Consider the following 25,157-nt stretch of genomic DNA (forward strand, 5'->3'; position numbering starts at 1 on the left):
AATGTTCTTTACAATATTTTAAAAGTATTTTTTACTTAAAATTATAAGTGCTTAAGGCTATGTAATTTAAAATGCATTCTTATCCCCTCTTACCGAATTCCACAGTGTAAGGAAGATAATTTTCATATCCAATAGGAACGACCAGTTTTCCAAATACCACACGTCTGCCTCTACCCTTGCCTGCATATCTTCAGTAGTTTTAGTTTCGCCGCGTAAGCCTCTTACCTGCGCCCAGCCTGTAATTCCCGGCTTTAAAAAGTGGCGCACCATAAACTTATCAATAAGCAGCGAATACTGCTCTGTATGGCTAAGCATGTGCGGGCGCGGGCCCACCACCGACATGTTGCCGATTAGTACATTGAAAAACTGTGGCAATTCGTCGAGACTGGTTTTACGCATAAACTTACCAATTTTTGTCACACGGTCATCGTCACGGGTAGCTTGTTTCTTGTCTGATTCCTTGTTCACTTTCATGCTGCGAAACTTGTAGCAGTTGAATGATTTGTTATCACGGCCCGAACGCGCCTGAACAAAAAATACAGGCCCCGGAGATTGTATTTTTATAATAATGGCCAGGATAGGAAACAGCCAGCTAAAAACAAACAATATTATGAATAATGAGAACCCTATATCAAACGCGCGTTTTATAGCCCTGTTCAGGATATTTTCAAGCGGCTCGGGGCGGATAGATATTACGGGTATATGGCCAAAGCTTTGTATAAGCGTTGGTTTTATACCATAATCGTAATAATCAGGAATAAATTTAAAGCGGATAAGATTTTTATCGGCATCAAGCATCAGCCGTTCAATTTTTTCACCTTCGCTGCTGGGTAACGTGCAAAAAATTTCGTCAACCCGGTTATTGAGCACATATTCTATACAGTCATTAGTGCTGCCAAGGTACATATCCTGGTTGCCGATATTTGCCGGGTTATCATCAAAAAAGCCTATAACATTATATCCACGGCTCGGGTTATGTTTGAAATAACTTTGAAGGTCTTTACCAATTCGCCCGCCGCCGATGATGATAGCGCTACGTGAATCAAGCAGCATTGAACGGTCGTTACGGCGAATGCTAAGGAATATAAGTTTCCAGAAACCAAGTAAAAACCCAAATAAAGCAAGTGAATAGAACAGGTATTCACGGGTTATAAAATAAGCTTTGGTACCAATTAGAATTATTATAGTAAAGCATATAAAGCTAACAAACAGCAAATATGTTTTGATAAGTCCGCGGTAGGTACGTATAGAATCTTTATTCAACACATGCTCATACAAACCGGTAACATTTGCTGAAAGCAGCCAGATAAGATTGAATACCAGAACTACAGGCAGATAGTTTTTATTGCTGATCCATGATATATACGACTTATCTTCAATAAGATAAGCAATCACCATGCTCACGTTTAAAATTATGTAATCAATAGTAAGATTGACAGCCTTTATAAATGTAGAGTACCTGTGAACCATGAAAAAAGTATGTAGCTTATAACGGCTGGGACGTATTAATGCATTTATGAAATTGACAATAAAACAATCTCAATTTTGCAAAATGCGCCTCAATTCCATAGCAAAATTAATAAAATTAAACTGCTATGCTAATTTATAAAAAAATATTTAGTGTTTTAACCGGAATTTATTTACCCTTACGCTGCAGCATTACTTTTACAGTTTTGATAATTATTCCCAAGTCTGCATTCAAGTTAACATTTTGCAGATAAATAAGGTCATAACGCATCCTGCGGCACATTTGATCAACATCTTCGGCGTAGCCAAAATGCACCTGCCCCATTGATGTAAGGCCCGGTTTTAAGTGCATTAGCTTATGATAGTTAGGCGTTTTTTCACATATCTTATCAATAAAATATTGCCTTTCTGGGCGTGGGCCTACAATTGACATATCACCTTTAAGCACATTCCAAAATTGCGGCAACTCATCTAAACGTGTCTTCCTGATAATACGCCCCCAGCGGGTAATGCGTGGATCAGAAGCGCTTGATAGCTGAGGCCCATTACTTTCGGCGTTTACATGCATACTGCGAAATTTATACATAGCAAAGGGCTTACCATTGCGTCCTACTCGTTCCTGCCTGAAAAACACCGGCCCTTTTGAGGTAACCCTAGTTACTATCATTAAAGAAAAAAATACAGGAGCCCCTAATGTCATGGTAAATACTGAAAACGCGATATCAAAACTGCGTTTAAGCACACGCATTTTAAGGCTGATACCCGGGGCAGAAGTAATTTGCAGTACCGGTATGCTGTGATAGTTTATCAGTTCGGCATAATTACTGTTCAGTACAAGGTCAGATACAACTTTAACTTTTATGTTATGCTCATCCGCAAAACGTATCAAAGAGGTTAGCTTTTCTTCTTTAATGTGTTTATAACAAATAAAAATTTCGTGGGGCTGCTTACTAAGCAGTTTATCATAAAAATTTTGCTGAGAAAGATTATTGATCTGCGTGTCACTTATATAATCAATCATATCATACCCGTACTCTGGATGTTGCGAAAACGAGTTAACAAGTCGAGTTGCTATAGCACCATCCCCTACCAATACAATACGCCTGTGATTATATCCTTTAAGCCGTATCTGATCAAGAAAAACAAATAACAACGCCCGCTGAATAAGCATCAGTACAAAGAAAACACTGTAACTTATCATTACCTGGGAACGCGGTATATCATATATCTTTAAAAAATATATAATACCAAAAACGGCCAATAAATGATAAATAAGTGTAAGCAGGAACTTGTTAATGTTGTCACGCAGTTGCAAAGGCCTTTTAACAATAAAATTTCTGGTTAAAAGCGAAACAATTACCCAGGCAATATTTACAATTAATACAAAATCAGCCGAAGCATTTACTGGCCTGAATGTTTGGAATTTTAAAAAATTGGAATAATAAAGAGCCGCGTTTAACAACAGCAGATCGCTTAAAAATACGAATACAGGAAGATACCGTGAGTAGCGTATAGTCATAATTGGCGGTTCTCTATAATTGGTTTCATAAAGGTAATTTTTTTATTACAAATAGCAATAATATCATACGCAAATTGTAACAAAAATCCTGCCTAACCCCTTATTTCCAGTAACCAACATGCATAGACATGTATTTTAAAACTTTTTTGGGTAAAATAGTATAATATTTTCCCACTTTATATCCAACCCATTTGGCGAATAACGACCCAATTGACCTGAATAAAGTTAATGGTGCATTATTCAGGACATATTTTATTTCTGACTTTACGAATCTTAAACCCTCACCGGTAGGTTTTCCAAAATTTTCTATCAGCCATTTGTTTTGTTCGTGAAAAACACGTGTATCAAAATAACGGCGATACTCTTCGGCAAAGGTGTAACTGTGTGAGTGATGTACACATGCATTGGCTGCATAAGCCACTTTGTAACCTGCAAGCAGCATTTTTGCGGCTACCAAAGTATCTTCACCCATAATTGATGCTGAGGGAAAACCACCTACATGCTGCAGTGCGTTGTAGCGGTAAGCTGCAAATGAATTTGAACAAAAGCAAGCTTTAAATCCCAATTCCTCCCTTTCGCTTAAACTGCGCACAGCAGGCGCTGCAGGGTAATTAAACAATCGTGCATGGGTTTCGAGGTGACCGGCGTTTTGATGGGGCAACTGTCGTCCGTAAGCCATACCTGTATTTGCATCGTTAAATACTTCAATAATATTTTTAAATGCAAGTTCGTCGGCAGGTATAGCGTCCTGGGTTAAAAATATAATTATATCAGTTTTAGCCAGATCAGCCAGTAACTGGCGTGTGGCGCCATGGTTAAATTCTTTCCTCGATATATTGATTACCTCGAAACCATTTTCGGCTGCAAGTGCGGGGGTATCATCAGTAGATGCTGAATCAATTATAATTTTTCGTATTTGCTGTACAGATTGTTTGTTGATAGCATCTATAACCTCGGCCCATCGTTTACCGGCATTACAGGTAGGAATTAATAACGAAATAGTTGGGGTTTGCATACTTACTGTGATATACTTACCGGAGAACTACCAATGATGTATTTATCCGCCTGATCGATATGGCCTTTTATTATCCATTTACCCATACGGCCATTTACGTTTTTAAGCTCATAGCCAGCGTTATGGCGCGGTTTGCTGCGGTCGTCAATCACACTGTTGTCATCTATATCTACATTATTACAAAGCCTTATTTCAACTATTCGTCCCGAAAAATTACTCATGGCTATATTGCAATCAGTAAACGTATTGTTTTTAAATTCCAGGTTGTCTACCTGACCTATATAAGCACCGTTTACATAGCTGTTAACCACCGTATTATTAGTAATGGTAACATCAGTAATCCTTGATTTTGGATCAGGATTATTTATAAGCGCCTGCTCGTCCTGTACGCCTACAAAAATAGCGCTGCGTCCGCCTGTAAGTTGCCCTTGATTCTTGTATTCTTCCCCCATAATACGTTGGGTGCCACCAGTGTATGATAAATAGTTGTTGGTAATAGTAATGTTTTTAGCACGAGCGTTGCTACCTTTAAATAGTTTTGGCGTGTTAAATATTGATATACCTGCGTTAACAGTATTATTAATCTTATTTCCGCTGATAAGCAATCCATCACAACCTATTGATGCAAAACCTTCATAAGTATTATTGGTTACATTGTTTATGATACGGCTTTTGCCCGACTGCCTGTACCCTGCTGAAAACATTTCCTGTTTCTGAGCATCAATGCCATAGTCGTGAATTGACATTGCATCATCTTTGATATTATTAAGCGTATTGCTTTCGTAAGTTAGATTTACACTATAATGAGCATATATGCCATCGCGATAGCAGTTTTCAATTAAATTACCATATACGGTGGCATTATCAACCAGCACCATGTTAATACCCATTTGCGCAGAACCATTGATGTGTACCTTTTTAACCGTAAGGTTACGCACTCTTACAAAGCTGAACGTATGCTCACTCGGCAGATTACTGATATGATCTGGCATCGTTTTTCTTGTCCAGGTGCCGCCTTCAATGGTTATGTTAATGCTGCTACCAAAATATAATGTGCCTAATTCAGTATTATTATTAATAATAGTTGCACCATAAGCAGATATGGTTTTATTGGAAAGTTTAGTGAATGACAGCTTTTTTTTAAGCAAATATTTTCCTTTAGGTACCACAACAAAGTCAGCGGCTTTAATTGCCCGCAAAAAGGCTTCAGAATCATCGGTTATACCATCCCCTTTTGCGCCAAAATCTCTCACACTTACCTTTTTTGCAGATTGTATTGAAGCAAATCCCTGCACGCTCAGAACGAGTGCAGACAATACGATTGTAATATATAATATGCGTTTCATATTTATGATACCGGTGTGTGGCTGCCACCAGTACGCTTAAAGATGTACAATTAAGCGAAGCAATTTAATTGGTTAACGAATGCAATTTAAGTATTAAAACAATATCTCGTTCAGCTTATTTAATACAGTTTTATAATTGTTTTGTTCAAAAAAAGCATAAAAACTGTTTTGCTGCATAAAAGGCGTCATAAACGTACTTTTAAAATGCCTTGAATTATTATAAACTACAAAATGAGGTTTATTACAAAAATTAGCTAAATGATAAGGAAGGCTTTCGGCACTTATAACTAAATCATGATCGGCTATTAATTGAAGCAATTGCTCAAAGCTGTTATAGGCAAGCACATTTTCGGGCAGTGCGTTTTTAGTAAACAAGGCCTGATGAACCTTATGGTTACTAAATTCGTTTATTATAAGTTCAATTAATTTTTCATTTATCCTTTTTGAAGGGATACGGCTATCGGGCAATATTAGTATCCTTTTCTGTCCTGAATTAAGTGGTGTAAACTCAGCAACCGGCCGGTAGCTTTTTAAATCGAAATATTGTAACAACAATTCATGCTTGGCTTGATAAATATTTTCTGACTTAGACGGCCACCTTAATTTTGCTCCTGTGTACAGCATACGGTTACTGCTATAATCAAGCAGGTAAGTATTAGCCTTTGAAAGCGACCTTATTGTTGTCATAAGATCACGTATAAGGCGACGGAGATTAGCCATATCACGCACTTTATACATTTCAAAAAATGCAGGCTGATCAGTAAAGCTTATTTCGCCTGTTATATCAAAATAATCATCGGCATGTATGGCATTATAAATGTTTTTTAAATACTGAGGTATAATTACCGGCACCTTTTCAAACGCATGCTGTTTTAAAACCGAAGCAGTAATTATAAAATCACCAAATGAACGTATGGGCAAATAAACGGCACTCATATAGCCATGTTTTTTTTGCGTGCAATGTTTTCGGCCTGCTTTTTCTGATATAACAGGTCGCCTTCATTTATACGGCGGTACTTAGCAAACCAGTTGCGCCGCGGCAGCAGGTATGAACATGCTAAAGCTAAACGGAAACTTAGTTCACAAAAAAAGCTTACACTTTTGTAGTTTTTAAAATATTTATTGCCTGCCACCATATTAAAAAGCCGTTTCTTTTTTTCCATCCCACCTTCAAGGTCTTCAATATGATGTGTTACCATCCTGCTTTTAAAAAACACATTAAACCGGCCCTCATCTCCGGTTAAAGGATACCACTTTTTTATATATCCCGGTACGTGTACCGGCATATTTTCCGTTATAAACAAATAACCGTGGTTATGGTCTATAAGATATTGAGCAATGTAGTATTCAGGATATACCGTAAAATCCAGCATTTGGATATGCTGTTTTATAAAAGATGTTTGTACTATTACAAAATCTGTTGCTACCGAATAAAGTTTGTCAAACCAGCGTGCGCTTGCCCAAACTTTATTCTCATTAGTAAGCCTGTTGATATATTTTCTTATTAAATAATCACCATGCATCCAGGTATCGGCCTCAAGTAACACGGTATATTTGCAATCTTCAGGAATAAGCGGAATACCGCTTAGTAATAATTGTGAATTACCTAACAAATGCCCGGCATTTTCTTCAAGTTCAACCAGGTTATCAATTTTTCTCCTGGTATTGTCATCTACAACAAAGCCTTTTTGTTTGCCGTTTGAAACAACTAAAAGGTAATTTTCATAATTTTTCCATGTGTCTCTTATAATATTTACAGCATAACGTAGATCTTCAATTCTGTCATACACCCTGATAAGTACACATAGTTTTTCCATTTAATGCCTCTATTTTTTAAGGTAACCGGGCTTAATAAGCCTTGCTGTACGTGTGCGTAGGTAGGCATATATATAAACAAGAAATGAGAAATTTGATTGAATTATTTTCAGCTTATCATTCAAAAACGGATCAACAAGTTGGTTTTCCTCTGAGAAACCATTTCCCTCATAAATACTTATCAGTTCCGGTAAATATTTAAAACGTAAAGTTTTATCTCCGAAGCATCTCATATTCAAATCATGATCTGCTAAGCTTTTGTAATAAATGTTGTAATTATGTTTACGCAATACATTTAGCGGATAAAATATTGCCTGATGACATATATTGGTTACAGCAAGCTTATAGGCAGAATAACGGCCATTAAAAACTTTTTTCAGGTCGTTTCTGTAAACATTTCCATAATATATACATCTTTCATCTGTCATTAAACCGGCTATTTTATGCAATACATTAAGTAAAATATCTCCTGAGCCTAAAAAATAAATCCAATCACCTTTGGCTACGGTAATACCCTTGTTCATGGCATCATAAATACCCTTGTCAGCTTCACTTACCCAATAAGTTATTCTGCTATCATATTTTTTTATAATATCTAAAGTGCCATCTGTTGACCCACCGTCGATAATACAGAGTTCGGTATTTGCATATGTTTGATTTATAACGCTCAAAATTGTTTCTTCGAGGCTGTTTGCAGCATTATATACTACTATAATAACAGTTATAAGCGGCATATTGCCGGGAATAGCATAATTATTAGTAAACCTCTTTTTCATTCAAATTAGCAAAACAGTTAGTAGTAGTTTATTTATTGGTTAATAAATATATTAAAATATTATTTTATTTTCAGTTTAAAGCTGCCTAATAATGGAAAAAATAATTGTAATCCTAAGGCGGTTATAGTAAACATATTATCAAATATTAAAAAGAAAAATATTGTACTTAATATAGAGACACCAATAACTCCTAATGGCTGTTTTGACATTACGAATGTATATATAATGGCAAATAGCCATATAATTATCAGGTACACTATCATGCCTCCCCAGCCTGCATATATATAAGGGCCTGCAAGCGCAGTACAAACGGTAAGCGCGGCAACAATAAGTTCAGGCGCTTTACGATAAGTACCCATTAAGGCATCAACACGTTTAGAAAACGAATCAAACAAAACTTCATGAATAAGCATCGGACCGATATTTTCTAAAAAACCGGGCGGTTCTGAAAACAAATTATGCTGCAGATTTCCAATAGGAGAAGTCATATACAGGTATCCCCAAAAAAACTCACCGGGGATGTTGTTTGACTGGAAATCATCTGACGCTTCACCCAGCACCATAATACTTTTACTGCTATAGCTGTTGTCAAAAGTTCCGGTAGTGTCATACTCAGCAATGCCGGCATCAATTCGAAGATTACCAATAACACCGAAAAGATAAGCTATCAGCAAAGCGCCACTTAATACAAGCGCAATAACCCTAAAATTAAAGCGAGGATTTTTTAAGTTTATCCAAAGGAAAAACATACTGGTAACCGACATTACAACATATCCTCTTGAATACTCAAGCAGGAAAATGGCAAGACAGTACACTATATACAGCAGATATTTTTTCTTGTTTGATACCAGATACAGGTACATGCAATAAACGCTCAGAAAAGAATTGAATGCTGTAGCTAATACAATTACAAAAGGAACACCGAAATCATCATCACGTACACCTTTAATAAAAGGTAAACCACTGTAACCAAAATTTATCAGCCAAAGCAAAGAATTGATTATAAGCAGCAAATTGATGCTGGAGTCTTCAGGTTTGATTATTTTGGGAGTAAACTTTACCTTACCCATAATAAAACCGGTTAACCCAAATACCAGGATAAATGATATCATGAGTATAATTAGGCTATCTTCTAAGTCAGGTAATATAAGCGCCCATCGCAATGAATATAATAACAAGCATAACGCCCATGAAAGAGCGAATATTGAATGAGGGTTTACAAATTTTCTAAAATAAAATCCCATAACCTGTTATGCCTGAGGAGCGCGTTGAATTAGTTTTTTTAAAAAGCCGTTTAATGTTTTATTTAAAAATATGCACGGAGAAAATATTATTATATAGATAATAAAAGTTAGCAGAACGGTTTTCAAGTTGTAATTTATTTTAAAGCTGTTAAACACAAACACACTTGCAGCCGAATAAATTATACTTATAATAATAAACCATGAGTCGTTTTTTAATGAAAATATCTGTTTAAACCTAACCCTGATATTTCGCTGATAAACTACCATCAGGGCAAATGATCCTATTGCGTATGACATTCCCCATGCCAGTATCACCCCCTTGCTTTTAAAGAAATACCCGAGTATAATCCCGCCGATTATGTTAAGTACGGCAATAATGAAATTTACCCAAAGCAATAAATTCATTCTACCCTCACCCATTGAGCAGAAAAAAGCGGGGCCGCTCATGATATTAACAAACGTAGCTACGGCTAACACCGTTAAGGGGAAAACAAATTGCATTTCATGGTGTCCAATCCAGTAATATGATACTATTGAACCCATACCCAAAATGCCGGAAATAAGTAAAATATTAGCCGTTAATGTTATTGATAGCGCTTTTTTATACCAAAATCTTACTTCTTCCAAATTGCGGATACTTGCATTGGCAATAACCGGTATAAGAACCTGGTTTGCATTAGTAATAAGCGCGCGTAACTGATTAATTAACCTGGTAGCCATATCATAATAAGCAACAGCTGCCAAACCGCCAAACTTGGTGAGCAATGTTTTAGTAGCGGGTTCATACAACATTTGAAATACCGATACAGCCTGGATTTTCGATCCGTAGGATAATATTTGTTTGAATATCTTAAAACTCCAGTTCCATTTGAATATTGAAAACTTGTCAAGTAATGATTTACCAGTAAAAAAGCCACAAATAGTAATTGAAGCCGATTGTATTACCTGTGCATAAGCTACCCCCAAAAGTTTATATTTAGGCACCAGCAAAAACACCAGACATAAAAAAAACAAGTTATTAGCAATATATATAATATTACGAATGTAGTTTTTTTGTGATCCTTCAAGTATTGAAATAAAAACACCACCCAATTCATTTATAAACAAGCAAATAAGCGAGTAAGGCAATATTTGCAAAGCAAGACGGGCGTAATCATTATGAATATTGACCACATAACCAATTATAAGCCACCCAAAAAAATATGCAATAAGCGTTAATATTGAAAAAAGTATTATAATGGATACTAATGCAGTATAAATAAGCTTGTTAAGTTCTTCGGGCGTGTGCCTGGCCCTGAAATCGGCTACAAGTTTAACAAGGCTTGAAGTTATACCTAAATTAGCCAGACTGGCAATTGATGAAGTTGCAAGCACCAGTGTATATATACCCATTTGCGCTGCACCTAATGACTTCAAAAGGTAGACATATAGAAACAGATAACTTACACCAACTACAATAACATGCAGTGTAGCAGCTACAGCATTAATAGTGACTCGCCTTTGCGATGCTTTGTCTGTCATGTATAGTTTGCAGGTGTATCAGCCGGACTTTTTTCTGTTCAGCCCCTAAATCATACTAAATATCTTTCTGGCCGTTAAATATGCAACCGATAGCATAATGCCTGCAATAAAACCTAATATGCCGCCTGTAATTTTTCCAAGTTTAACTTCTTCAAGGGGAAGTATTGGCATATCCAGAAAGTCGATAAGCGGCGTATCCTGGTTTAAAGTTATTTTGGCCAATTGCAGGCTCTTGTTTACTTCAATTAGGGCGGCTTTGTTTGCTTCAACATCAACCATTCTTTTTTGAGCCGAAACACGCAGCGTTTGTCTTAGCGGGTTAGCGTTAGGTACAGCATCTGTAGAGGATGCAGCGCCGGCAAGAGCGTTATCAAGTACTCTTCGCATTGAATCAGCCTGGTTTTGAAGTCTTCGCAAATTGTCTGCAGATTTTTTGGTTTTCGAGCGGATATAAAAATCGGTAGCATTAGCAGCCAATGCTTCTATAAAATTTTTGGCAAACAGTTCGTCGGTATCTATAAACTGCATATATATTATCGTTGATTTCTTATCCAACCTGTCTATCATCAGGTTCTTTGTTTTGAATGTCTTATAAAGTTCTCCAATTACGCTATCCTGCAGCCGGCTGTTTTTACCGGTAGCAGTATACCGCAGGTTATGCAACAATGGCTCATCGTCCCATTTTTCGTAATATTTGTTTTTTTTCAAATAGTAATTAATCAGCAGTTCTTTTTTACCATTTTGAAATTCAGCCTCAGTGAGCAGCGTTTTTTGAATCATTAAACGAGAAGTTAAAAAAGGCAACAGGTTAAACCCTGAATACACTCCTTTATTTGAACCTCCAAGTAAGTTAAGCTGACTTGCCAGACTTGATAATCCACCACCCATTGTTGGTTCATCGTGTAAGCCAAAAGTAATTCGGGCTATGTACTTTGGTTTTTTTATAAATGCTACGCCAATACCTATAGCTGCACATAAAATACCTACCAAAAGTATTTTTAGCCTATTTCGTTTTAAAAAATTATAATACGATTTGGCTTTCGCCACCATGTCTTCGAGTGTTACCTCATTTGAAGACGATTTATTTTCCTGATCAGTTTGTATCATTGTAGTTTACCTATACCGGTAATAAGTGCTGCATTTAATTAGTTGCGTATAATATACATAATTAACAAAGCGAGTGAAGCAAATGATGTTGAAAGGCCTGCTATCTCCTGCACAGTCACTTTCTTCTCGTTACTCTTACGTGGAACGTATATCTCGCTGCCTGGCTTAACTGTTGGGTGATCATTAAAGAAAAGGAATTTTTTTGTTCCCTTAACCTGTCCATTCGGGTATACGATATAAGCATGGCGTGAATCGGCATCCGGTGAATATCCTCCCGAGTTTATTACATAATTGCGGAATGAGTCGCCTTTGGTGTATACAACCGCGCTTGGGTAAAGTACTTCGCCGTTCACACGAACTACTTGCTGTTGCTTTGGTATGCGTATAATATCGCCGTCCTCAAGTAATAAGTCGGTTTTTGAGCCTGGTTTTTCAAGTATTTTCTGCAGGTCAATGCCAACAAATTCATTTCTTGACCGTGCATCAAGGTAACTGGTAGTATCGCTGTAAACACCACTTACCCGGTTTAAACGTTCAAGCCTTTCTCTGTTCAATTGTGCTGAATCAACTTTTTGTTTATCAACACCCAATTGATTTGTACGTTTAAGTGAAGCGCCTTCTGCGTCGGCTGAAGCGGTAAGTCCGCCTGCTCTTTTCAAAAGGTCTGATATCTTTTCGTCCTTACGCTGAATGGTGTAATATCCGGGATAAACCACTTCCCCTTCTATCCTGATTGTTTTTTGTGTTTCATACCCCGGCAGGCTATATACCGACACAATATCATACGGACGTAACTTAAGATCTACATCAGCTTTAAGCTGCGGATCAACATTTACTGTAAATACTTGCGCAATATTACTACTTGTTGAATTAGGATCGGCATTATTTACCCTGCGGGCTATTTCAACACGTTTGGAGCTGGCGCCTTCTTCAAATCCCCCAGCTTTTATTATAAGATCAGTAACGCTCATACTATCAGCATAAGCAAAGTCACCGGCATTGCGCACTTTACCTTTTATAGTGACAAAATATTTGTTACGCAAGTCAAATAATGAGGATATTTTCACGGTATCTTCTCGTTGTAAAAGGATATCCGGTGCTTTCTTACTCACAATGTCCTGAATGTTAAATGATATCAATTCATTGGTGTTATCGGGCTTAAGCCGTGTAATACTACCTCTTCCGGTAAAAGCATCCTCTTTAAGCCCCGCAGCCTTTTGTATCAAACGTGACAATGTTAAACCTTTTTCAAGCTCATATTCTCCTGGCCTGAACACTGCACCTAAGATGGTCACACGATTTTCATATCGTTCCAAAATACGCTGCACTATATATTTATCACCACGAAGCGGGATATAATTGTCAAAATCACCTTCAAAAACATCGGTTATGCGGCGTTGCTGATCGCTAACCTGAAGCACCTTAATGCGGGACGTATATGCACGATCGGTAAAGCCACCTGCAAAACTTAAAACTGTTTGCAGCGTTTCACCCGGCAAAACTTCAAATATTGCAGGGCGCTTAACCTCACCTGTAATTTCAACGTGGGTACGGTAAGTAGGAACACGTATAATATCCTGATCACGCAATGCTATGTTATCATTTTGCTGCCCTTTTAATAAAAAATCATAAATATCAAGCTTGCGTATAATCTTGTTGTTACGTATTATTTCAATTTGCCTGAATGAACCATTGTCGTTAGGTCCGCCTGAAGCGTACAAGGCATTAAAAACAGTAGCAAGTGAAGGCAGCGTGTAGGTGCCGGGCTTTACAATTTCACCAACCAGAATAACTTTTATACTGCGGATATTCCCCAATGTTACACTCAAGCTGCTGCCACGGCCGATAGCATAATTATTGGCTATCAATTTGGTTTTTATAGCGCTTGTTGCCTGCTCTATTGTACGGCCGGCTACAGAAACATTGCCTACACCGGGTATAGCGATTGTACCTTCAGGTGATACATTAAGACTCCAGTTTACTACCGAAGCACCATAAATGTTTATATTTAATTGATCGTCAGGGCCTAAAATATAGTTGACAGGTGTTGCAAGTTTAAGATTAGGCTCAAAAGACATGCTCTGATTGCTAAACAGCTCTTTACCAAATATCTGCGGGCCAATAGTAATATTATTTGCGGCAGGATTATTTAATGTGTCTGGTTTGTAATTCAGTCTGCGTGCAGTTTGTACTGTGCCGGTATCTCTCCGGTTTACACTTACACCACTCCGTAGTTCATTCATCCTGCTTTGTAAAATCTTAGCCTGATCGGCAGGTAAACCTTTAGTTATCAAGCCTTGGATTAACTGAGCGTCTGATACACCTGCAGCCTGCTGTTGTGCCATAACAGCCCTTATCTGGTTATCTGATAATTCACTTACATTGATGTTTTCGGGAGATGAAAGAACACTTTGTGCTAAAAGCGGCTTTACGCATAACAAACACACCACCACCACAACAAAGGCAAAGCCTTTTTTCAAAAAGATCATAAACGGATTAGTAAAGTATTGGTATAATTTAAAATTGGTTTTATTGCTTGATGCAATAATAATTATTTAGTTAATATAAAACAATTTATAAACGCCCGTTAATAATTGTTTTGTCAAGCATACCTTTTATGTCATATAACACTGCCTCAGGGTGTTTTTTTAAGTTTTTATAATCAAGGGAAGCAAACTCGTTATGTGCAACTGCAACTATAATGGCGTCATATTTTCCGGTAAGCTGATCATGATATTTAATAGTGTTAACACCATATTCTGCATTTACTTCTTCCGGATTGGCCCAAGGATCAAATATTTCGTAACCTGCTTCAAATTCGTCAAGTACCTTAACAATATCTATTACCCTTGTGTTTCGCACATCCGGACAATTTTCTTTAAATGTGAAACCAAGCACGAGTATCTGTGAATTTTTAACCGTAATACCGTTCTTCACCATCAGCTTGATCACCTCAAGGGCTACGTAGGTACCCATGCCATCGTTAAGCCTGCGGCCTGCAAGTATTATTTCGGGGTGATAACCTACTTCCTGTGCTTTTTGTGCAAGATAATATGGGTCGACACCCGTACAGTGCCCTCCTACCAGTCCCGGCCTGAACTTCAAAAAGTTCCATTTTGTACCGGCGGCTTCAAGCACATCATTGCTGTCGATACCCAACAGGTTAAATATTTTTGAAAGCTCGTTAACAAAGGCAATGTTGATATCCCGCTGGGCATTCTCAATTACCTTGCTGGCTTCGGCAACCTTTATACTCGGCGCTTTATGCGTACCGGCTGAAATGATGCTGTTATAAAGTTCATCAATAAAATCAGCAGCTTCCGGGGTGGACCCTGAGGTTACTTTCAGAATATTGGTTAAAGTATGTACCTTATCGCCGGGGTTTATACGCTCGGGCGAGTATCCCGCAAAAAAACCGGAATTGAATTTTAAGCCGGAAACTTGTTCAAGTATTGGCACACAAACTTCTTCGGTTACCCCGGGATAAACCGTTGACTCATATATCACCACATCTCCATGCTTAAGCGCCTTGCCTACAATTTGACTTGCATTTTCAATAAGGTTCAAATCGGGCCTGTTATGTCTGTCTGTTGGCGTTGGAACCGATACAATAAAAACGTTGCAGTCTTTCAGATCGGCTTCATCGTAGCTAAAAAATAAGCCTTGTTTACCCGATGCATCAACAGCTACGGTAGCCAAATCTGCATTATTGGTTTCAAGGGTGCGGTCGTGCCCGCTTTTCAGCTCATTAACGCGCCGCTCACTTATATCGAAACCGATAACAGGATACTTGCGGCCAAACTCTACAGCCAATGGCAAGCCAACATAGCCAAGACCAATAATGGCAATTTTTATTTGTATAGGTGGAGTAAAGAAGGTCTGAGAAGAAGTTGATATTTTATTCAACATTATAGATTGGCAAAAGTAAACGACACGTTTTTTAAGAGTGCCAATATAAAGATAATGTTAATCGCTATAATGTTTATTGGTTATAAATTTGATACACTCCGTCAATTGTACGTTTGGCTGCATCACCCACCAATACAGTGGTTATTTTACGCTCCATCATTAGTTGCTCGGCAGCATTTATCAGTTCATCGCCGTTAATGATAATTGGTGTGGCAGTCATCATGTCGGCTATGTTCAGCTTTGAAGTATCAGAATTTCGAAGTAATGCCCTGCGAAGGTCGCCATCAGTAACAATACCTTCGGCATGATCAGGATCACCTACTATAACCATACCCAGCCGGCCCTCCGACATTTGCATCAGCAGTTCGGTAAACTCAGCTTGTTTACTAATAAATGGTAGATTATCGGTACGCATCAGGTCTTTAACCTTAACTAACAGCTTACGACCAAGGCTTCCGCCCGGATGGAAACGGGCAAAGTCTTCCTGCTGAAAATTGCGTGCTTCCATCAAGGCCACGGCCAAAGCATCACCCATAACCAGCGTTGCCGTGGTTGATGACGTGGGCGCCAGTTCAAGCGGGCAAGCCTCCTTACTGATATTCACATTTAAGTGATGTGTGCAATTTTTTGCTATGGTCGATGCAGGGTTTCCTGTAATGCCGATTGTTTTATTTTTATTCCATTTCAGGAAAGGAATAAGCTTCAGTACTTCATCTACCTCACCCGAGTAAGATATCATTATCACCACATCTTCAGAACCAACCATACCCAGGTCGCCATGAAAGGCTTCGGTAGGATGCATAAAAAATGATGGAGTGCCTGTGCTGGCCAGCGTAGCGGCAATTTTTTTTCCGATAAGGCCTGATTTGCCTATACCTGTAACTATGGTTTTCCCGCTGCTTTGCAAAATGGTTTCGGCGGCGGCTGTAAAGCTGTCATCTATTAAACCAGCCGCATGCTGCAGTGATTCTATCTCGATATCAAATACTCTTTTGGCAATATCTTTCATTATGGTTTCATCCCAGCCCTCTTCAAAGGAGAGGGAACATTCATTCTGTTAATTTTAAAATTCAGCAAATTCCGGTTCAGACAAGTGGTGCTATTACTTTGTCCAGATCATGCAGCTTAACCATGTTTGGCCCATCGCTTAAGGCGTTGTCAGGGTCAGGGTGTACTTCCATAAAATAACCGTCGGCGCCGAAAGCTTTGGCCGCGACGGCCATCATCGGCACAAACGTACGGTCGCCTCCTGTTTTGCCGCCTGCCCCGCCCGGACGTTGCACCGAGTGTGTACAATCCATACAAACAGGATAGCCAAAGGCCTTCATATCATAAATATTCCTGAAATCAACAGCAAGGTTATTGTAACCGTACATGTTTCCGCGCTCGGTTAATATCAGCTGGTTGTTACCTGCGTCAACAACTTTTTGCGCCGGATAGAACATATCAGCACCCGAAAGAAATTGCGCTTTTTTAACGTTCACAATTTTACCGGTTTGCGCGGCGGCTACAAGTAAGTCGGTTTGGCGACACAGGAAAGCCGGGATCTGCAATATATCCACCACTTCACCTACAACTGAGGCTTGATAGCTTTCATGTATATCAGTAGTTAATGGCAGACCAAATCTCTCTTTCACATTTGCCAGCATCTCCAATCCTTTTTCTAAGCCCGGACCGCGGTACGAGTGTATTGAGGTACGGTTAGCTTTATCAAACGATGATTTAAAGATCACCGGCACATTGAATTTTTGTCCTACTTCAGCAACCTTTTCAGCCACCTGGTATAAAAGCTCCTGGCTTTCCATTACACAAGGCCCAATTATAAAGAACGGCTTTTGCCGCATCTGTTCGTAAAGTGTCATAGTAAATATATGTGGTGCAAAGATGCTAAAAATGTCAGAGAGATTAATTATTGCAATATGTCTCAATAGGGTTTCAAATCCATCACTATAATATTACAAAAAGTCAAATATCTTGCGCTACAACAAAGCCGCTTGCCCATGCCCATTGAAAATTGTAACCGCCAAGCCAGCCGGTGACATCTACACATTCGCCGCCAAAATACAAACCGGGTACTTTTTTGGCCTCAAGTGTTTTTGAAGACAGCTCGCCGGTTGCTACACCACCACGCATTACCTCAGCCTTGTCGTACCCTTTATCTCCTGCCGGTTTAACCTTAAACTGATGAATGAGTTTGTCTATCTGCTCAATCTCGTTTTTTGATAATGAAGCAAGGTTTTTCTCAACAGGTAACTGGCTGCTTAACGCTTCTGCAAACTTGCGGGTGTAAAGGGTCCCAAGCAGGTTCATCAACATGCGTTTGCCGTTAATATCACGCTCTTTTATTATCAGTTCGGTAATGTTTTGGTTTGGTAAAAGATCGATATTAATAAACTCGCCGGGTTTCCAGTATGATGATATTTGCAAAATAGCAGGTCCGCTTAAGCCCCAATGTGTAAACAAAATGTTTTCTTCAAAGCTTGCCCCATCGTTCCATACACGGCAAAAAATACTGTTGCCTGAAAGCATTTCAAACCACGGCTGATCTTTACCGGTTATGGTAAGTGGCACCAGCGCCGGCGCAGTCTCAGTAACTTCAAGCCCGAACTTTTTTGCTACCCGCATGCCGAAATCTGTTGCGCCAAGTTTTTGTATAGGCAATCCGCCGGAGGCAATAACCACTTTTTGAGTTTGTAATTGTGCTTCTTTACCATAACGCTCATAGGTTATCACAAAGCCATCTTCATTTCTATCAACCGCTTTTACAGTTGTATCACACCAAATTTCCTGCTCCAGATCATTACATAACCCTGTGAACACCTCAACTATATCTTTAGCTTTGTTGGTTACAGGAAATAGCTGACCTAAAGTTTTTTCTTTTCCGGTAATGCCGTAAGTTTCAAAAAAACTGATGGTATCATCAACGGTCCATTGCGCCATTGCCGATTTGCAGAAATGCTGATTTTGTGAGATAAACTGCTGCGGCGACGAGTACAGGTTTGTATAGTTACACCTTCCGCCACCGCTTATCAGTATCTTGGCGCCAACGCGGTCGTTTTTCTCCAGCACAAGCACACGTTTGCCTAAAAAGCCCGCCTGTACGGCACACATAAGTCCGCAAGCCCCACCACCAATAATTATAGCATTAAAATTTGATTGTTTTGTTAAATTTGCCGTCATGCAGGATGTTTCGCAAATATCTGAATTTGGCAAGATACTCATATTTTTAATTGTGGGATTTTTTGCCGTGGGTGGAACCTTTATGCTCAACAGCTTAATTGCGCCCCGTAATCCTACAGCCGAAAAGCTCACATCGTATGAATGCGGTGAAGAGCCTGTAGGCAGCGCATGGCTACCGTTTAACACGCGTTTTTATGTTATCGCGCTGATATTTCTGCTGTTTGATGTAGAGATGGTATTCATCTTCCCATGGTCGACAGTGTTCGGCAGTCATGAAATATTGGCAGCAGCGCCTAAATGGGGATGGTTTGCACTTGCCGAAATGTTTATTTTTTTGATCATACTGATACTTGGCCTGGTTTATGTGTGGGTAAAGGGGGATCTTGACTGGATTAAACCCAAGCAGGTTATACCAACAACAAACACTGTTGTTCCAAATGCTTTATATGAGCAATTAAACCTGCAACAAAGCGTTTATTCGGCAAGACCCTTTAATTTAGATACAGCAAGCGAAAATCAGGGCAATACCACTGCCCAGCCCTCATCAGAGCCGGCGGCTGTAAAACGCCCGATGTTTAAGCCTACATTTAAAAAACCCGGAAATGACACCTGATTTAACAAATGAGAGTGGTGGCATTATGGTCACCAAAATGAACGACCTGCTTAACTGGGCCCGTTTATCATCTTTATGGCCTTTAAGCTTTGGCATAGCCTGCTGCGCCATAGAAATGATGGGCTCAATGGCATCAACATATGATTTAGACCGCTTTGGCGTTTTCCCGCGCCCTTCTGCACGTCAGGCCGACGTTATTATAATTGCCGGTACAGTCACCTTTAAAATGGCAGAGCGCATTAAGCGATTATATGAGCAAATGCCCGAGCCGAAATATGTAATATCAATGGGTAACTGTTCAAACTGCGGCGGGCCTTACTGGCAGCATGGCTATCATGTTGTAAAAGGTGTTGACAGGGTAATTCCTGTTGATGTGTACGTGCAGGGCTGTCCTCCTCGCCCGGAAGCACTTATAGGCGCTATACTTGAATTGCAGAAAAAGATAGATAAGGAAAGTTTGATAAAGGCTTAGCATTCGGTTTAAAAAATGCATATTGCAGTATTATACTTATAAATGCTGACCGCCCTTACTATTTTTAGCTACTTCCTTGTGATTATTGTTTTTTTACCTGTGGTAAAAAACAGTTACTGGATTTTCCGGTCGTTAGAATACCCGCGTTTCCAAAAGTTCATACTATGCCTGCTTGCTTTAACAGGCTGGGCGGTGCTTTTTGTTACAACTGGCGAAGTATTTTTATATGCTTTTTTACCGCTTGTAATTGCTGCAATATATCTTGTAACTAAAATTTATAGTTATACTTTTTTTGCTCAAAAACAGGTACAGAACATAAGAACTCGTTATCCTGATAACGAAATAAAAGTACTTTCGGCTAATGTTTTTCAGGACAATACTCAATACAATAAACTTTTGGCACAGGTAAATGCTACCGACCCGGATATAATTTTACTTTTAGAAGCTGACACAAAATGGGAAAAAGCTGTAAAGAAACTTGAGGCCGATTACCCATACACGTTAAAAGCGCCCTTAAGCAATACTTACGGTTTGTTGTTTTACAGCCGTTTTGAACTTAGCAATGCACGCGTAAATTATTTAGTTAAGCATGATGTACCTTCAATAGAAGCATTGGTACAACTACCGTCCGGCATTAAGGTACAGTTGTGGGGCCTGCATCCTGAGCCGCCGGTACCCAACGAAAGTTTATACTCTACCGCCAAGGACAAAGAATTGATGAAAGTAGCCTTAAAGGCACGAGACAGTAAATACCCCGTTATTGTTATGGGTGACCTTAACGATGTAGCCTGGAGCTATACTACAACTTTGTTTGAAAAGGTTAGCCAATTGCTTGATGTACGTAAAGGCCGTGGTTTCTACAGCACCTTTTCGGCCAACTATTGGTTTTTGCGTTTTCCGCTCGACTATATTTTTTGTTCTGCAGAATTTGGTCTGATTCAGATGAAACGCCTTGGTCATAATGGGTCAGACCACTTCCCTATCTTTACGCATCTTATTTACAACAAACGCCTCGAAAACATTCAGGAAGCTGAAAAGGCGGACCATGATGATATGAAAGATGTGAAAGAGATTTTGGATAAACAGGTTGAACAAGACTAAAGCTTAACTAATGTTTAATTATTAATAATTGTTTAAAAAAATCGGTTTAGTAATATTGTAATTTGTTTTTAATTACATAGCTTTGATAAGCTAATTAACCTAAGCTTATCCATAGCTTTTTGTTCTCAACAAAAAATCAATTTATAAACTAAACCAATTTTTAATTCATGAAAACAATTCGCAGTTTTTTTGTAGCAGCATTTACGTTGCTGGTAACCGTTAATGCAGCTAATGCTTTCGATTTACCTTTAGTACCAAAACCTGTAAAGTATTCTCCGCTTATCTATCAGCAAAGCCCCTTTCCGGCTTGGAGTATTGGTGCAAAAATTATAAATAACGGAACACAAGTAGAGTTGTGGGTTTATTACTATACAGCTCCAACAACGTCTGTTAATGCAACAGCGCCTGTAGATCTATATGCTACTTTTTCACTTCCTGGTGGCGGAACAATGACAGCACCTGTATTTGCAGGAACTAATCATGCTGTATATTCTACGGGAGCCCCCGCTGGGCTCATTTACTGCGGATATATGACAAAGGTAACTGCAGCACCAGGTAGTAATATTAATACCTTTGTTGCTCAGACAGGGCCAATATGTAGTAACTGAGTAAATGCTAAAAGAGCCTGGTATTTACAGGCTCTTTTTATAAATTTCTAAAGTTTATTGCCCCTGCGCCAGCGAATAGCCGATCTTGCCGTCAAACAGCATCAGCATTTCTACAGAACACACTTTTATAACGTCTGACAGTTCAGCCGCTATTTCAAAGCAATCACGCTGGGTTAGCTCACCACCTTCAGGACGTTCAAAACGGATACGGAACTGGTTAACAAGTTCGGTATAAACAGAACCGGTTGGCCATACCTGTGTGCCACGGTTTGATATCATGATCAGTTCGAATTTATCATTCAACTTTGATTTTGCCAGTCCGGCAATTTCGCCCGGCTGCAATGCTGATTCAACAAACACGTCGACACCCTGAATTTCTTCATTAACATCAGGGTTGGTAACCGTTATTTTATTTTTTTCAGGATGGAAATCAAAATTGGTTTTACACTCAAAATTAGGATGAGCAATAACACCACCATTTGACGGGTGCTTGCCTAAATTGGCGATGATCGCGTTAGCAAAACCTTCTGTGTTTACTGAAGGTGTATTGCGGTTGCCGAAGTCGCCTGTGTGTACGCCTTGCTCAAGCGTGTAAAGTAAAGCGTTCTCAATTGATGCGGCGTTGTTTGTAAGACCCATGTAGCGCAGCATTGATATACCCGACAATAATAATGCTGTTGGATTAGCTATGCCCTTGCCTGCAATATCGGGCGCGGTACCATGAACTGCTTCAAAAATTGAAATATTATCGCCGATGTTGGCTGATGGCGCAAAACCTAAGCCACCTACTAAACCGGCGCAAAGGTCAGATACAATATCGCCTTGTAGGTTTGTGAGCACTATAGCCTGGAACATTTCAGGATGAGCAACCAGTTTCATACACAGGTCGTCAACAATAATATCGCTTGCCTGTATCTCAGGGTAGTCCTTCGCTATCTGGTAAAAAGTTTCAAGGAAGATACCGTCGGTAAGCTTCATGATATTGGCTTTGTGGCCGCATGCAAGTTTTTTCAATCCTTTACGACGTGCCATTTCGAATGCATAACGAATAACCTGCGCCGAGCCGGGACGTGTGATAATACGACGGCCAACAGCTACGTCATTGGTAAGCATGTGCTCAATACCACCATATGTATCCTCTATATTTTCACGAATGATAGTCAGGTTGATTTGCATCCCCGCGTTTGAAAACACCGTATTTACGCCGTTAAGCGAACGGAAATCGCGCTGATTTGCATAAGTGTTCCATACTTTGCGGGCTGTAACGTTTATACTTTTCACACCCTTACCCTTAGGAGTTTCCATTGGGCCTTTAAACAATATACCAAGGTTTTCAATGGTTTCCTTAGCTTTTTCGGTCATGCCGGTTGAGTGGCCTGCATCAAAATACGATTTACCCATTTCAACAAACTCATAATCGAGCTGTACATCGCATGCTTCAAAAATTTTAAGGACTGCCGCCATTATCTCGGGGCCTATACCATCGCCGTTGGCTACTGCTATTTTGGTCTTCATAGAAAAAACTGGTTTATGGGGTTGAAAAACGTTGCAAATATACGCATTTGGCTACCCTGTTTGAAGTGGAACAGTCAAATTGGTGTATGGTTTTTAAAAGATTTGCGGTAAACTTGCACTAATTATACATGAAAGCATTCTACGGAGATCTAAAATTAGGTATACTGGGCGGCGGACAATTAGGCCGCATGCTGATACAGCAGGCCATAAATTATAATGTAACGGTAAAGGTACTCGACCCCGACCGCGAGGCGCCATGCCGTAAGTTATGTGAGGAGTTTACCGTCGGCTCGTTAAGTGACTACGCTACGGTTTACAACTTTGGCAAAAAGGTTGACCTGCTTACCATTGAAATTGAGAAAGTTAACGTTGATGCGCTTGAACAACTCGAGCGTGAGGGTGTGCTGGTGTATCCGCAATCGCGTGTGATAAGGTTGATACAGGATAAGGGCTTGCAAAAGCAATTTTTCAAGGAAAATGATATCCCGACGGCTGAGTTCCAGATCATATCATCACAAGAGCAACTGCTGAATAGTGCTATTCCCTTTCCTTATATACAGAAACTACGCAGAGATGGCTATGACGGCAAAGGGGTATATAAAGTAATAAGCGAAGAAGACCTAAAAGGTGCTTTTACCGCACCAAGCCTTATTGAGCGCTGGGTTGATTTTGAAAAAGAGATTGCGGTTATTGTTGCCCGTAACGAGAGCGGCGAAGTAAAAACATTCCCTTTGGTTGAAATGGAATTCAACCCGCAGGCTAACCTTGTGGAGTTTCTGATCTCGCCATCTACCCTTTCGTTTGAAATACAACAGGAAGCCGCCCTAATAGCTCACAAAATAGCTGATGACCTGAAGATTGTAGGTTTGCTAGCGGTAGAAATGTTTTTAGATAAACACGGCAAAATATTGGTTAATGAATTAGCGCCGCGTCCGCATAACAGCGGTCACCAAAGTATTGAAGGTAACGTAGTGTCACAATTTGAGCAACACTTGCGCGCGATATTTAACCAGCCGCTGGGTGATACCGCCTGCCTTAACAACGCCATTATGATAAACGTTTTAGGCGAAGAAGGTTATGAAGGTCCGGCTGTTTACCAGGGTATTGAAAAAGTGCTGAAATGTCCAGGGGTATATGTGCATTTATATGGCAAAGCATTAACTAAGCCTTTCCGCAAGATGGGGCATGTTACTATTGTTGATGCGGACAGGGAACAAGCTATTGAAAGGGCAAGGTACGTGCAGAAGACGCTTAAAGTAATATCGTAATTTAACACCCACGTCATTGCGAGGAACGAAGCAATCTCTTTTAGCTAAGTTTGTCATTCTGAACGTAGTGAAGAATCTGTTTGCCGATAGATGCTTCGTTCCTCAGCATGACAATTAGGAGAAGAAAAGTTCAGAGATTGCTTCGTTCCTCGCAATGACGCTTAAATAAACTATCAACTATGAACTCCCCAAAAATCGGAATAATAATGGGCAGCAAGTCAGACCTGCCAGTAATGCAGGATGCCGCTGACGTGCTTAAAGAACTTGGCGTGCCTTACGAAATAACCGTAGTATCAGCACATCGTACACCCGACCGCATGTTTGCCTACGCAAAGGAAGCGCATGGCCGCGGTATTAAAGTTATTATTGCGGGCGCAGGTGGCGCGGCGCATTTGCCGGGTATGGTGGCTTCTTTAACGCACTTGCCTGTTATTGGTGTTCCGGTGAAGTCGAGCAATTCGATAGACGGCTGGGACTCGATATTATCTATACTGCAAATGCCTAATGGCATTCCGGTTGCAACTGTGGCGCTTAATGCAGCTAAAAATGCAGGTATATTGGCTGCACAGATCATCGGGACAACTGATGCAAATGTTACTCAAAACCTCATCGCTTTTAAACAGGAGCTCGCCCGTAAAGTAGAAGAATCGGCAAAAGAAATGGAAGGTTAATTACAGGAGA

The 25,157-nt window shown here is 39.6% G+C and carries 22 protein-coding genes; 6 read left to right on the forward strand and 16 right to left on the reverse strand.

What is annotated here, in order from left to right; translation table 11 throughout:
• Positions 1 to 66 precede the first annotated feature (66 nt).
• The 15 genes from EOD41_RS09830 to EOD41_RS09900 all read right to left on the reverse strand — a co-directional run bounded on the left by EOD41_RS09830 (position 67) and on the right by EOD41_RS09900 (position 18,899).
• A complete protein-coding gene (locus EOD41_RS09830) occupies positions 67 to 1,470 on the reverse strand; it encodes an undecaprenyl-phosphate glucose phosphotransferase (RefSeq protein WP_127704641.1) in 1,404 nt (467 codons plus the stop codon).
• A 166-nt stretch (positions 1,471 to 1,636) separates the two neighbouring features.
• A complete protein-coding gene (locus tag EOD41_RS09835) occupies positions 1,637 to 2,986 on the reverse strand; it encodes a sugar transferase (protein WP_127704642.1) in 1,350 nt (449 codons plus the stop codon).
• 100 nt (positions 2,987 to 3,086) lie between these two features.
• A complete protein-coding gene (locus EOD41_RS09840; RefSeq protein ID WP_127704643.1) occupies positions 3,087 to 4,001 on the reverse strand; it encodes a glycosyltransferase in 915 nt (304 codons plus the stop codon).
• Between the two features lie 2 nt (positions 4,002 to 4,003).
• Positions 4,004 to 5,347 carry a glycosyl hydrolase family 28-related protein gene (locus tag EOD41_RS09845; RefSeq protein ID WP_127704644.1) on the reverse strand — a complete coding sequence of 448 codons (1,344 nt, stop codon included), beginning with the start codon at positions 5,345 to 5,347 and terminating at the stop codon, positions 4,004 to 4,006.
• Positions 5,348 to 5,440: 93 nt separating this feature from the next.
• Positions 5,441 to 6,283, reverse strand: a complete 843-nt coding sequence (locus EOD41_RS09850; RefSeq protein WP_127704645.1) for a glycosyltransferase family 9 protein — start codon at positions 6,281 to 6,283, stop codon at positions 5,441 to 5,443.
• A complete protein-coding gene (locus EOD41_RS09855) occupies positions 6,280 to 7,164 on the reverse strand; it encodes a glycosyltransferase family 2 protein (protein WP_205780520.1) in 885 nt (294 codons plus the stop codon). The genes EOD41_RS09850 and EOD41_RS09855 overlap by 4 nt, the downstream gene beginning before the upstream one ends.
• A gap of 9 nt (positions 7,165 to 7,173) precedes the next feature.
• A complete protein-coding gene (locus EOD41_RS09860; RefSeq protein ID WP_127704646.1) occupies positions 7,174 to 7,938 on the reverse strand; it encodes a glycosyltransferase family 2 protein in 765 nt (254 codons plus the stop codon).
• 59 nt (positions 7,939 to 7,997) lie between these two features.
• Complete coding sequence (locus tag EOD41_RS09865) at positions 7,998 to 9,182, reverse strand: oligosaccharide repeat unit polymerase (protein WP_127704647.1); 1,185 nt, start codon at positions 9,180 to 9,182, stop codon at positions 7,998 to 8,000.
• Positions 9,183 to 9,188: 6 nt separating this feature from the next.
• The gene (locus tag EOD41_RS09870) at positions 9,189 to 10,703 is read right to left on the reverse strand and encodes an oligosaccharide flippase family protein (RefSeq protein WP_127704648.1); all 1,515 of its coding nucleotides are present in this window, start codon (positions 10,701 to 10,703) and stop codon (positions 9,189 to 9,191) included.
• A 45-nt stretch (positions 10,704 to 10,748) separates the two neighbouring features.
• Positions 10,749 to 11,810 carry a GumC domain-containing protein gene (locus tag EOD41_RS09875; RefSeq protein WP_127704649.1) on the reverse strand — a complete coding sequence of 354 codons (1,062 nt, stop codon included), beginning with the start codon at positions 11,808 to 11,810 and terminating at the stop codon, positions 10,749 to 10,751.
• Between the two features lie 38 nt (positions 11,811 to 11,848).
• Positions 11,849 to 14,299: an SLBB domain-containing protein gene (locus EOD41_RS09880; protein WP_127704650.1), complete on the reverse strand. Its 2,451-nt coding sequence runs from the start codon at positions 14,297 to 14,299 to the stop codon at positions 11,849 to 11,851.
• 85 nt (positions 14,300 to 14,384) lie between these two features.
• Positions 14,385 to 15,719: a nucleotide sugar dehydrogenase gene (locus EOD41_RS09885; protein ID WP_127704651.1), complete on the reverse strand. Its 1,335-nt coding sequence runs from the start codon at positions 15,717 to 15,719 to the stop codon at positions 14,385 to 14,387.
• A 73-nt stretch (positions 15,720 to 15,792) separates the two neighbouring features.
• On the reverse strand, positions 15,793 to 16,728 hold the full coding sequence (locus tag EOD41_RS09890; RefSeq protein ID WP_127704652.1) for a KpsF/GutQ family sugar-phosphate isomerase: 936 nt from the start codon (positions 16,726 to 16,728) through the stop codon (positions 15,793 to 15,795).
• Between the two features lie 76 nt (positions 16,729 to 16,804).
• On the reverse strand, positions 16,805 to 17,581 hold the full coding sequence (kdsA, locus tag EOD41_RS09895) for a 3-deoxy-8-phosphooctulonate synthase (RefSeq protein WP_205780521.1): 777 nt from the start codon (positions 17,579 to 17,581) through the stop codon (positions 16,805 to 16,807).
• Between the two features lie 103 nt (positions 17,582 to 17,684).
• Positions 17,685 to 18,899 carry a BaiN/RdsA family NAD(P)/FAD-dependent oxidoreductase gene (locus EOD41_RS09900; RefSeq protein WP_127704653.1) on the reverse strand — a complete coding sequence of 405 codons (1,215 nt, stop codon included), beginning with the start codon at positions 18,897 to 18,899 and terminating at the stop codon, positions 17,685 to 17,687.
• On the opposite strand from EOD41_RS09900, the gene EOD41_RS09905 reads away from it, so the two are divergent.
• The 4 genes from EOD41_RS09905 to EOD41_RS09920 all read left to right on the forward strand — a co-directional run bounded on the left by EOD41_RS09905 (position 18,898) and on the right by EOD41_RS09920 (position 21,693).
• Positions 18,898 to 19,512 carry an NADH-quinone oxidoreductase subunit A gene (locus EOD41_RS09905; protein WP_127704654.1) on the forward strand — a complete coding sequence of 205 codons (615 nt, stop codon included), beginning with the start codon at positions 18,898 to 18,900 and terminating at the stop codon, positions 19,510 to 19,512. The two genes, EOD41_RS09900 and EOD41_RS09905, sit on opposite strands and share 2 nt — an antisense overlap.
• Entirely contained in the window at positions 19,502 to 19,984 is a 483-nt protein-coding gene (locus tag EOD41_RS09910) for an NADH-quinone oxidoreductase subunit B (RefSeq protein ID WP_127704655.1), read from the forward strand. The genes EOD41_RS09905 and EOD41_RS09910 overlap by 11 nt, the downstream gene beginning before the upstream one ends.
• Before the next feature lie 42 nt (positions 19,985 to 20,026).
• A complete protein-coding gene (locus tag EOD41_RS09915; RefSeq protein ID WP_127704656.1) occupies positions 20,027 to 21,085 on the forward strand; it encodes an endonuclease/exonuclease/phosphatase family protein in 1,059 nt (352 codons plus the stop codon).
• Positions 21,086 to 21,252: 167 nt separating this feature from the next.
• Complete coding sequence (locus EOD41_RS09920; RefSeq protein WP_127704657.1) at positions 21,253 to 21,693, forward strand: hypothetical protein; 441 nt, start codon at positions 21,253 to 21,255, stop codon at positions 21,691 to 21,693.
• Between the two features lie 54 nt (positions 21,694 to 21,747).
• On the opposite strand, the gene EOD41_RS09925 is transcribed toward EOD41_RS09920, so the two are convergent.
• Complete coding sequence (locus EOD41_RS09925; RefSeq protein ID WP_127704658.1) at positions 21,748 to 23,208, reverse strand: NADP-dependent isocitrate dehydrogenase; 1,461 nt, start codon at positions 23,206 to 23,208, stop codon at positions 21,748 to 21,750.
• Positions 23,209 to 23,336: 128 nt separating this feature from the next.
• Here EOD41_RS09925 and EOD41_RS09930 point away from each other — a divergent pair, with 128 nt between their 5' ends.
• Complete coding sequence (locus tag EOD41_RS09930; RefSeq protein WP_127704659.1) at positions 23,337 to 24,476, forward strand: 5-(carboxyamino)imidazole ribonucleotide synthase; 1,140 nt, start codon at positions 23,337 to 23,339, stop codon at positions 24,474 to 24,476.
• Between the two features lie 179 nt (positions 24,477 to 24,655).
• Positions 24,656 to 25,147 carry a 5-(carboxyamino)imidazole ribonucleotide mutase gene (gene purE, locus EOD41_RS09935; protein ID WP_127704660.1) on the forward strand — a complete coding sequence of 164 codons (492 nt, stop codon included), beginning with the start codon at positions 24,656 to 24,658 and terminating at the stop codon, positions 25,145 to 25,147.
• The last annotated feature ends 10 nt before the right edge of the window (positions 25,148 to 25,157 follow it).

Origin of the sequence: Mucilaginibacter limnophilus, assembly GCF_004005815.1 — a bacterium.
In the GTDB taxonomy this organism is placed as follows: domain Bacteria; phylum Bacteroidota; class Bacteroidia; order Sphingobacteriales; family Sphingobacteriaceae; genus Mucilaginibacter; species Mucilaginibacter limnophilus.

Excerpts from the sequence above, each read along its gene's own strand:
- EOD41_RS09890 (WP_127704652.1), bottom strand. The coding sequence starts at position 16,728 with ATGAAAGATATTGCCAAAAGAGTATTTGATATCGAGATAGAATCACTG.
- EOD41_RS09870 (WP_127704648.1), bottom strand. The coding sequence starts at position 10,703 with ATGACAGACAAAGCATCGCAAAGGCGAGTCACTATTAATGCTGTAGCT.
- kdsA (WP_205780521.1), bottom strand. The coding sequence starts at position 17,581 with ATGACACTTTACGAACAGATGCGGCAAAAGCCGTTCTTTATAATTGGG.
- EOD41_RS09885 (WP_127704651.1), bottom strand. The coding sequence starts at position 15,719 with ATGTTGAATAAAATATCAACTTCTTCTCAGACCTTCTTTACTCCACCT.
- EOD41_RS09835 (WP_127704642.1), bottom strand. The coding sequence starts at position 2,986 with ATGACTATACGCTACTCACGGTATCTTCCTGTATTCGTATTTTTAAGC.
- EOD41_RS09900 (WP_127704653.1), bottom strand. The coding sequence starts at position 18,899 with ATGACGGCAAATTTAACAAAACAATCAAATTTTAATGCTATAATTATT.
- EOD41_RS09845 (WP_127704644.1), bottom strand. The coding sequence starts at position 5,347 with ATGAAACGCATATTATATATTACAATCGTATTGTCTGCACTCGTTCTG.
- EOD41_RS09860 (WP_127704646.1), bottom strand. The coding sequence starts at position 7,938 with ATGAAAAAGAGGTTTACTAATAATTATGCTATTCCCGGCAATATGCCG.
- EOD41_RS09840 (WP_127704643.1), bottom strand. The coding sequence starts at position 4,001 with ATGCAAACCCCAACTATTTCGTTATTAATTCCTACCTGTAATGCCGGT.
- EOD41_RS09850 (WP_127704645.1), bottom strand. The coding sequence starts at position 6,283 with ATGAGTGCCGTTTATTTGCCCATACGTTCATTTGGTGATTTTATAATT.
- EOD41_RS09905 (WP_127704654.1), top strand. The coding sequence starts at position 18,898 with ATGCAGGATGTTTCGCAAATATCTGAATTTGGCAAGATACTCATATTT.
- EOD41_RS09855 (WP_205780520.1), bottom strand. The coding sequence starts at position 7,164 with ATGGAAAAACTATGTGTACTTATCAGGGTGTATGACAGAATTGAAGAT.
- EOD41_RS09875 (WP_127704649.1), bottom strand. The coding sequence starts at position 11,810 with ATGATACAAACTGATCAGGAAAATAAATCGTCTTCAAATGAGGTAACA.
- EOD41_RS09910 (WP_127704655.1), top strand. The coding sequence starts at position 19,502 with ATGACACCTGATTTAACAAATGAGAGTGGTGGCATTATGGTCACCAAA.
- EOD41_RS09925 (WP_127704658.1), bottom strand. The coding sequence starts at position 23,208 with ATGAAGACCAAAATAGCAGTAGCCAACGGCGATGGTATAGGCCCCGAG.
- EOD41_RS09880 (WP_127704650.1), bottom strand. The coding sequence starts at position 14,299 with ATGATCTTTTTGAAAAAAGGCTTTGCCTTTGTTGTGGTGGTGGTGTGT.
- purE (WP_127704660.1), top strand. The coding sequence starts at position 24,656 with ATGAACTCCCCAAAAATCGGAATAATAATGGGCAGCAAGTCAGACCTG.
- EOD41_RS09830 (WP_127704641.1), bottom strand. The coding sequence starts at position 1,470 with ATGGTTCACAGGTACTCTACATTTATAAAGGCTGTCAATCTTACTATT.
- EOD41_RS09920 (WP_127704657.1), top strand. The coding sequence starts at position 21,253 with ATGAAAACAATTCGCAGTTTTTTTGTAGCAGCATTTACGTTGCTGGTA.
- EOD41_RS09865 (WP_127704647.1), bottom strand. The coding sequence starts at position 9,182 with ATGGGATTTTATTTTAGAAAATTTGTAAACCCTCATTCAATATTCGCT.
- EOD41_RS09930 (WP_127704659.1), top strand. The coding sequence starts at position 23,337 with ATGAAAGCATTCTACGGAGATCTAAAATTAGGTATACTGGGCGGCGGA.
- EOD41_RS09915 (WP_127704656.1), top strand. The coding sequence starts at position 20,027 with ATGCTGACCGCCCTTACTATTTTTAGCTACTTCCTTGTGATTATTGTT.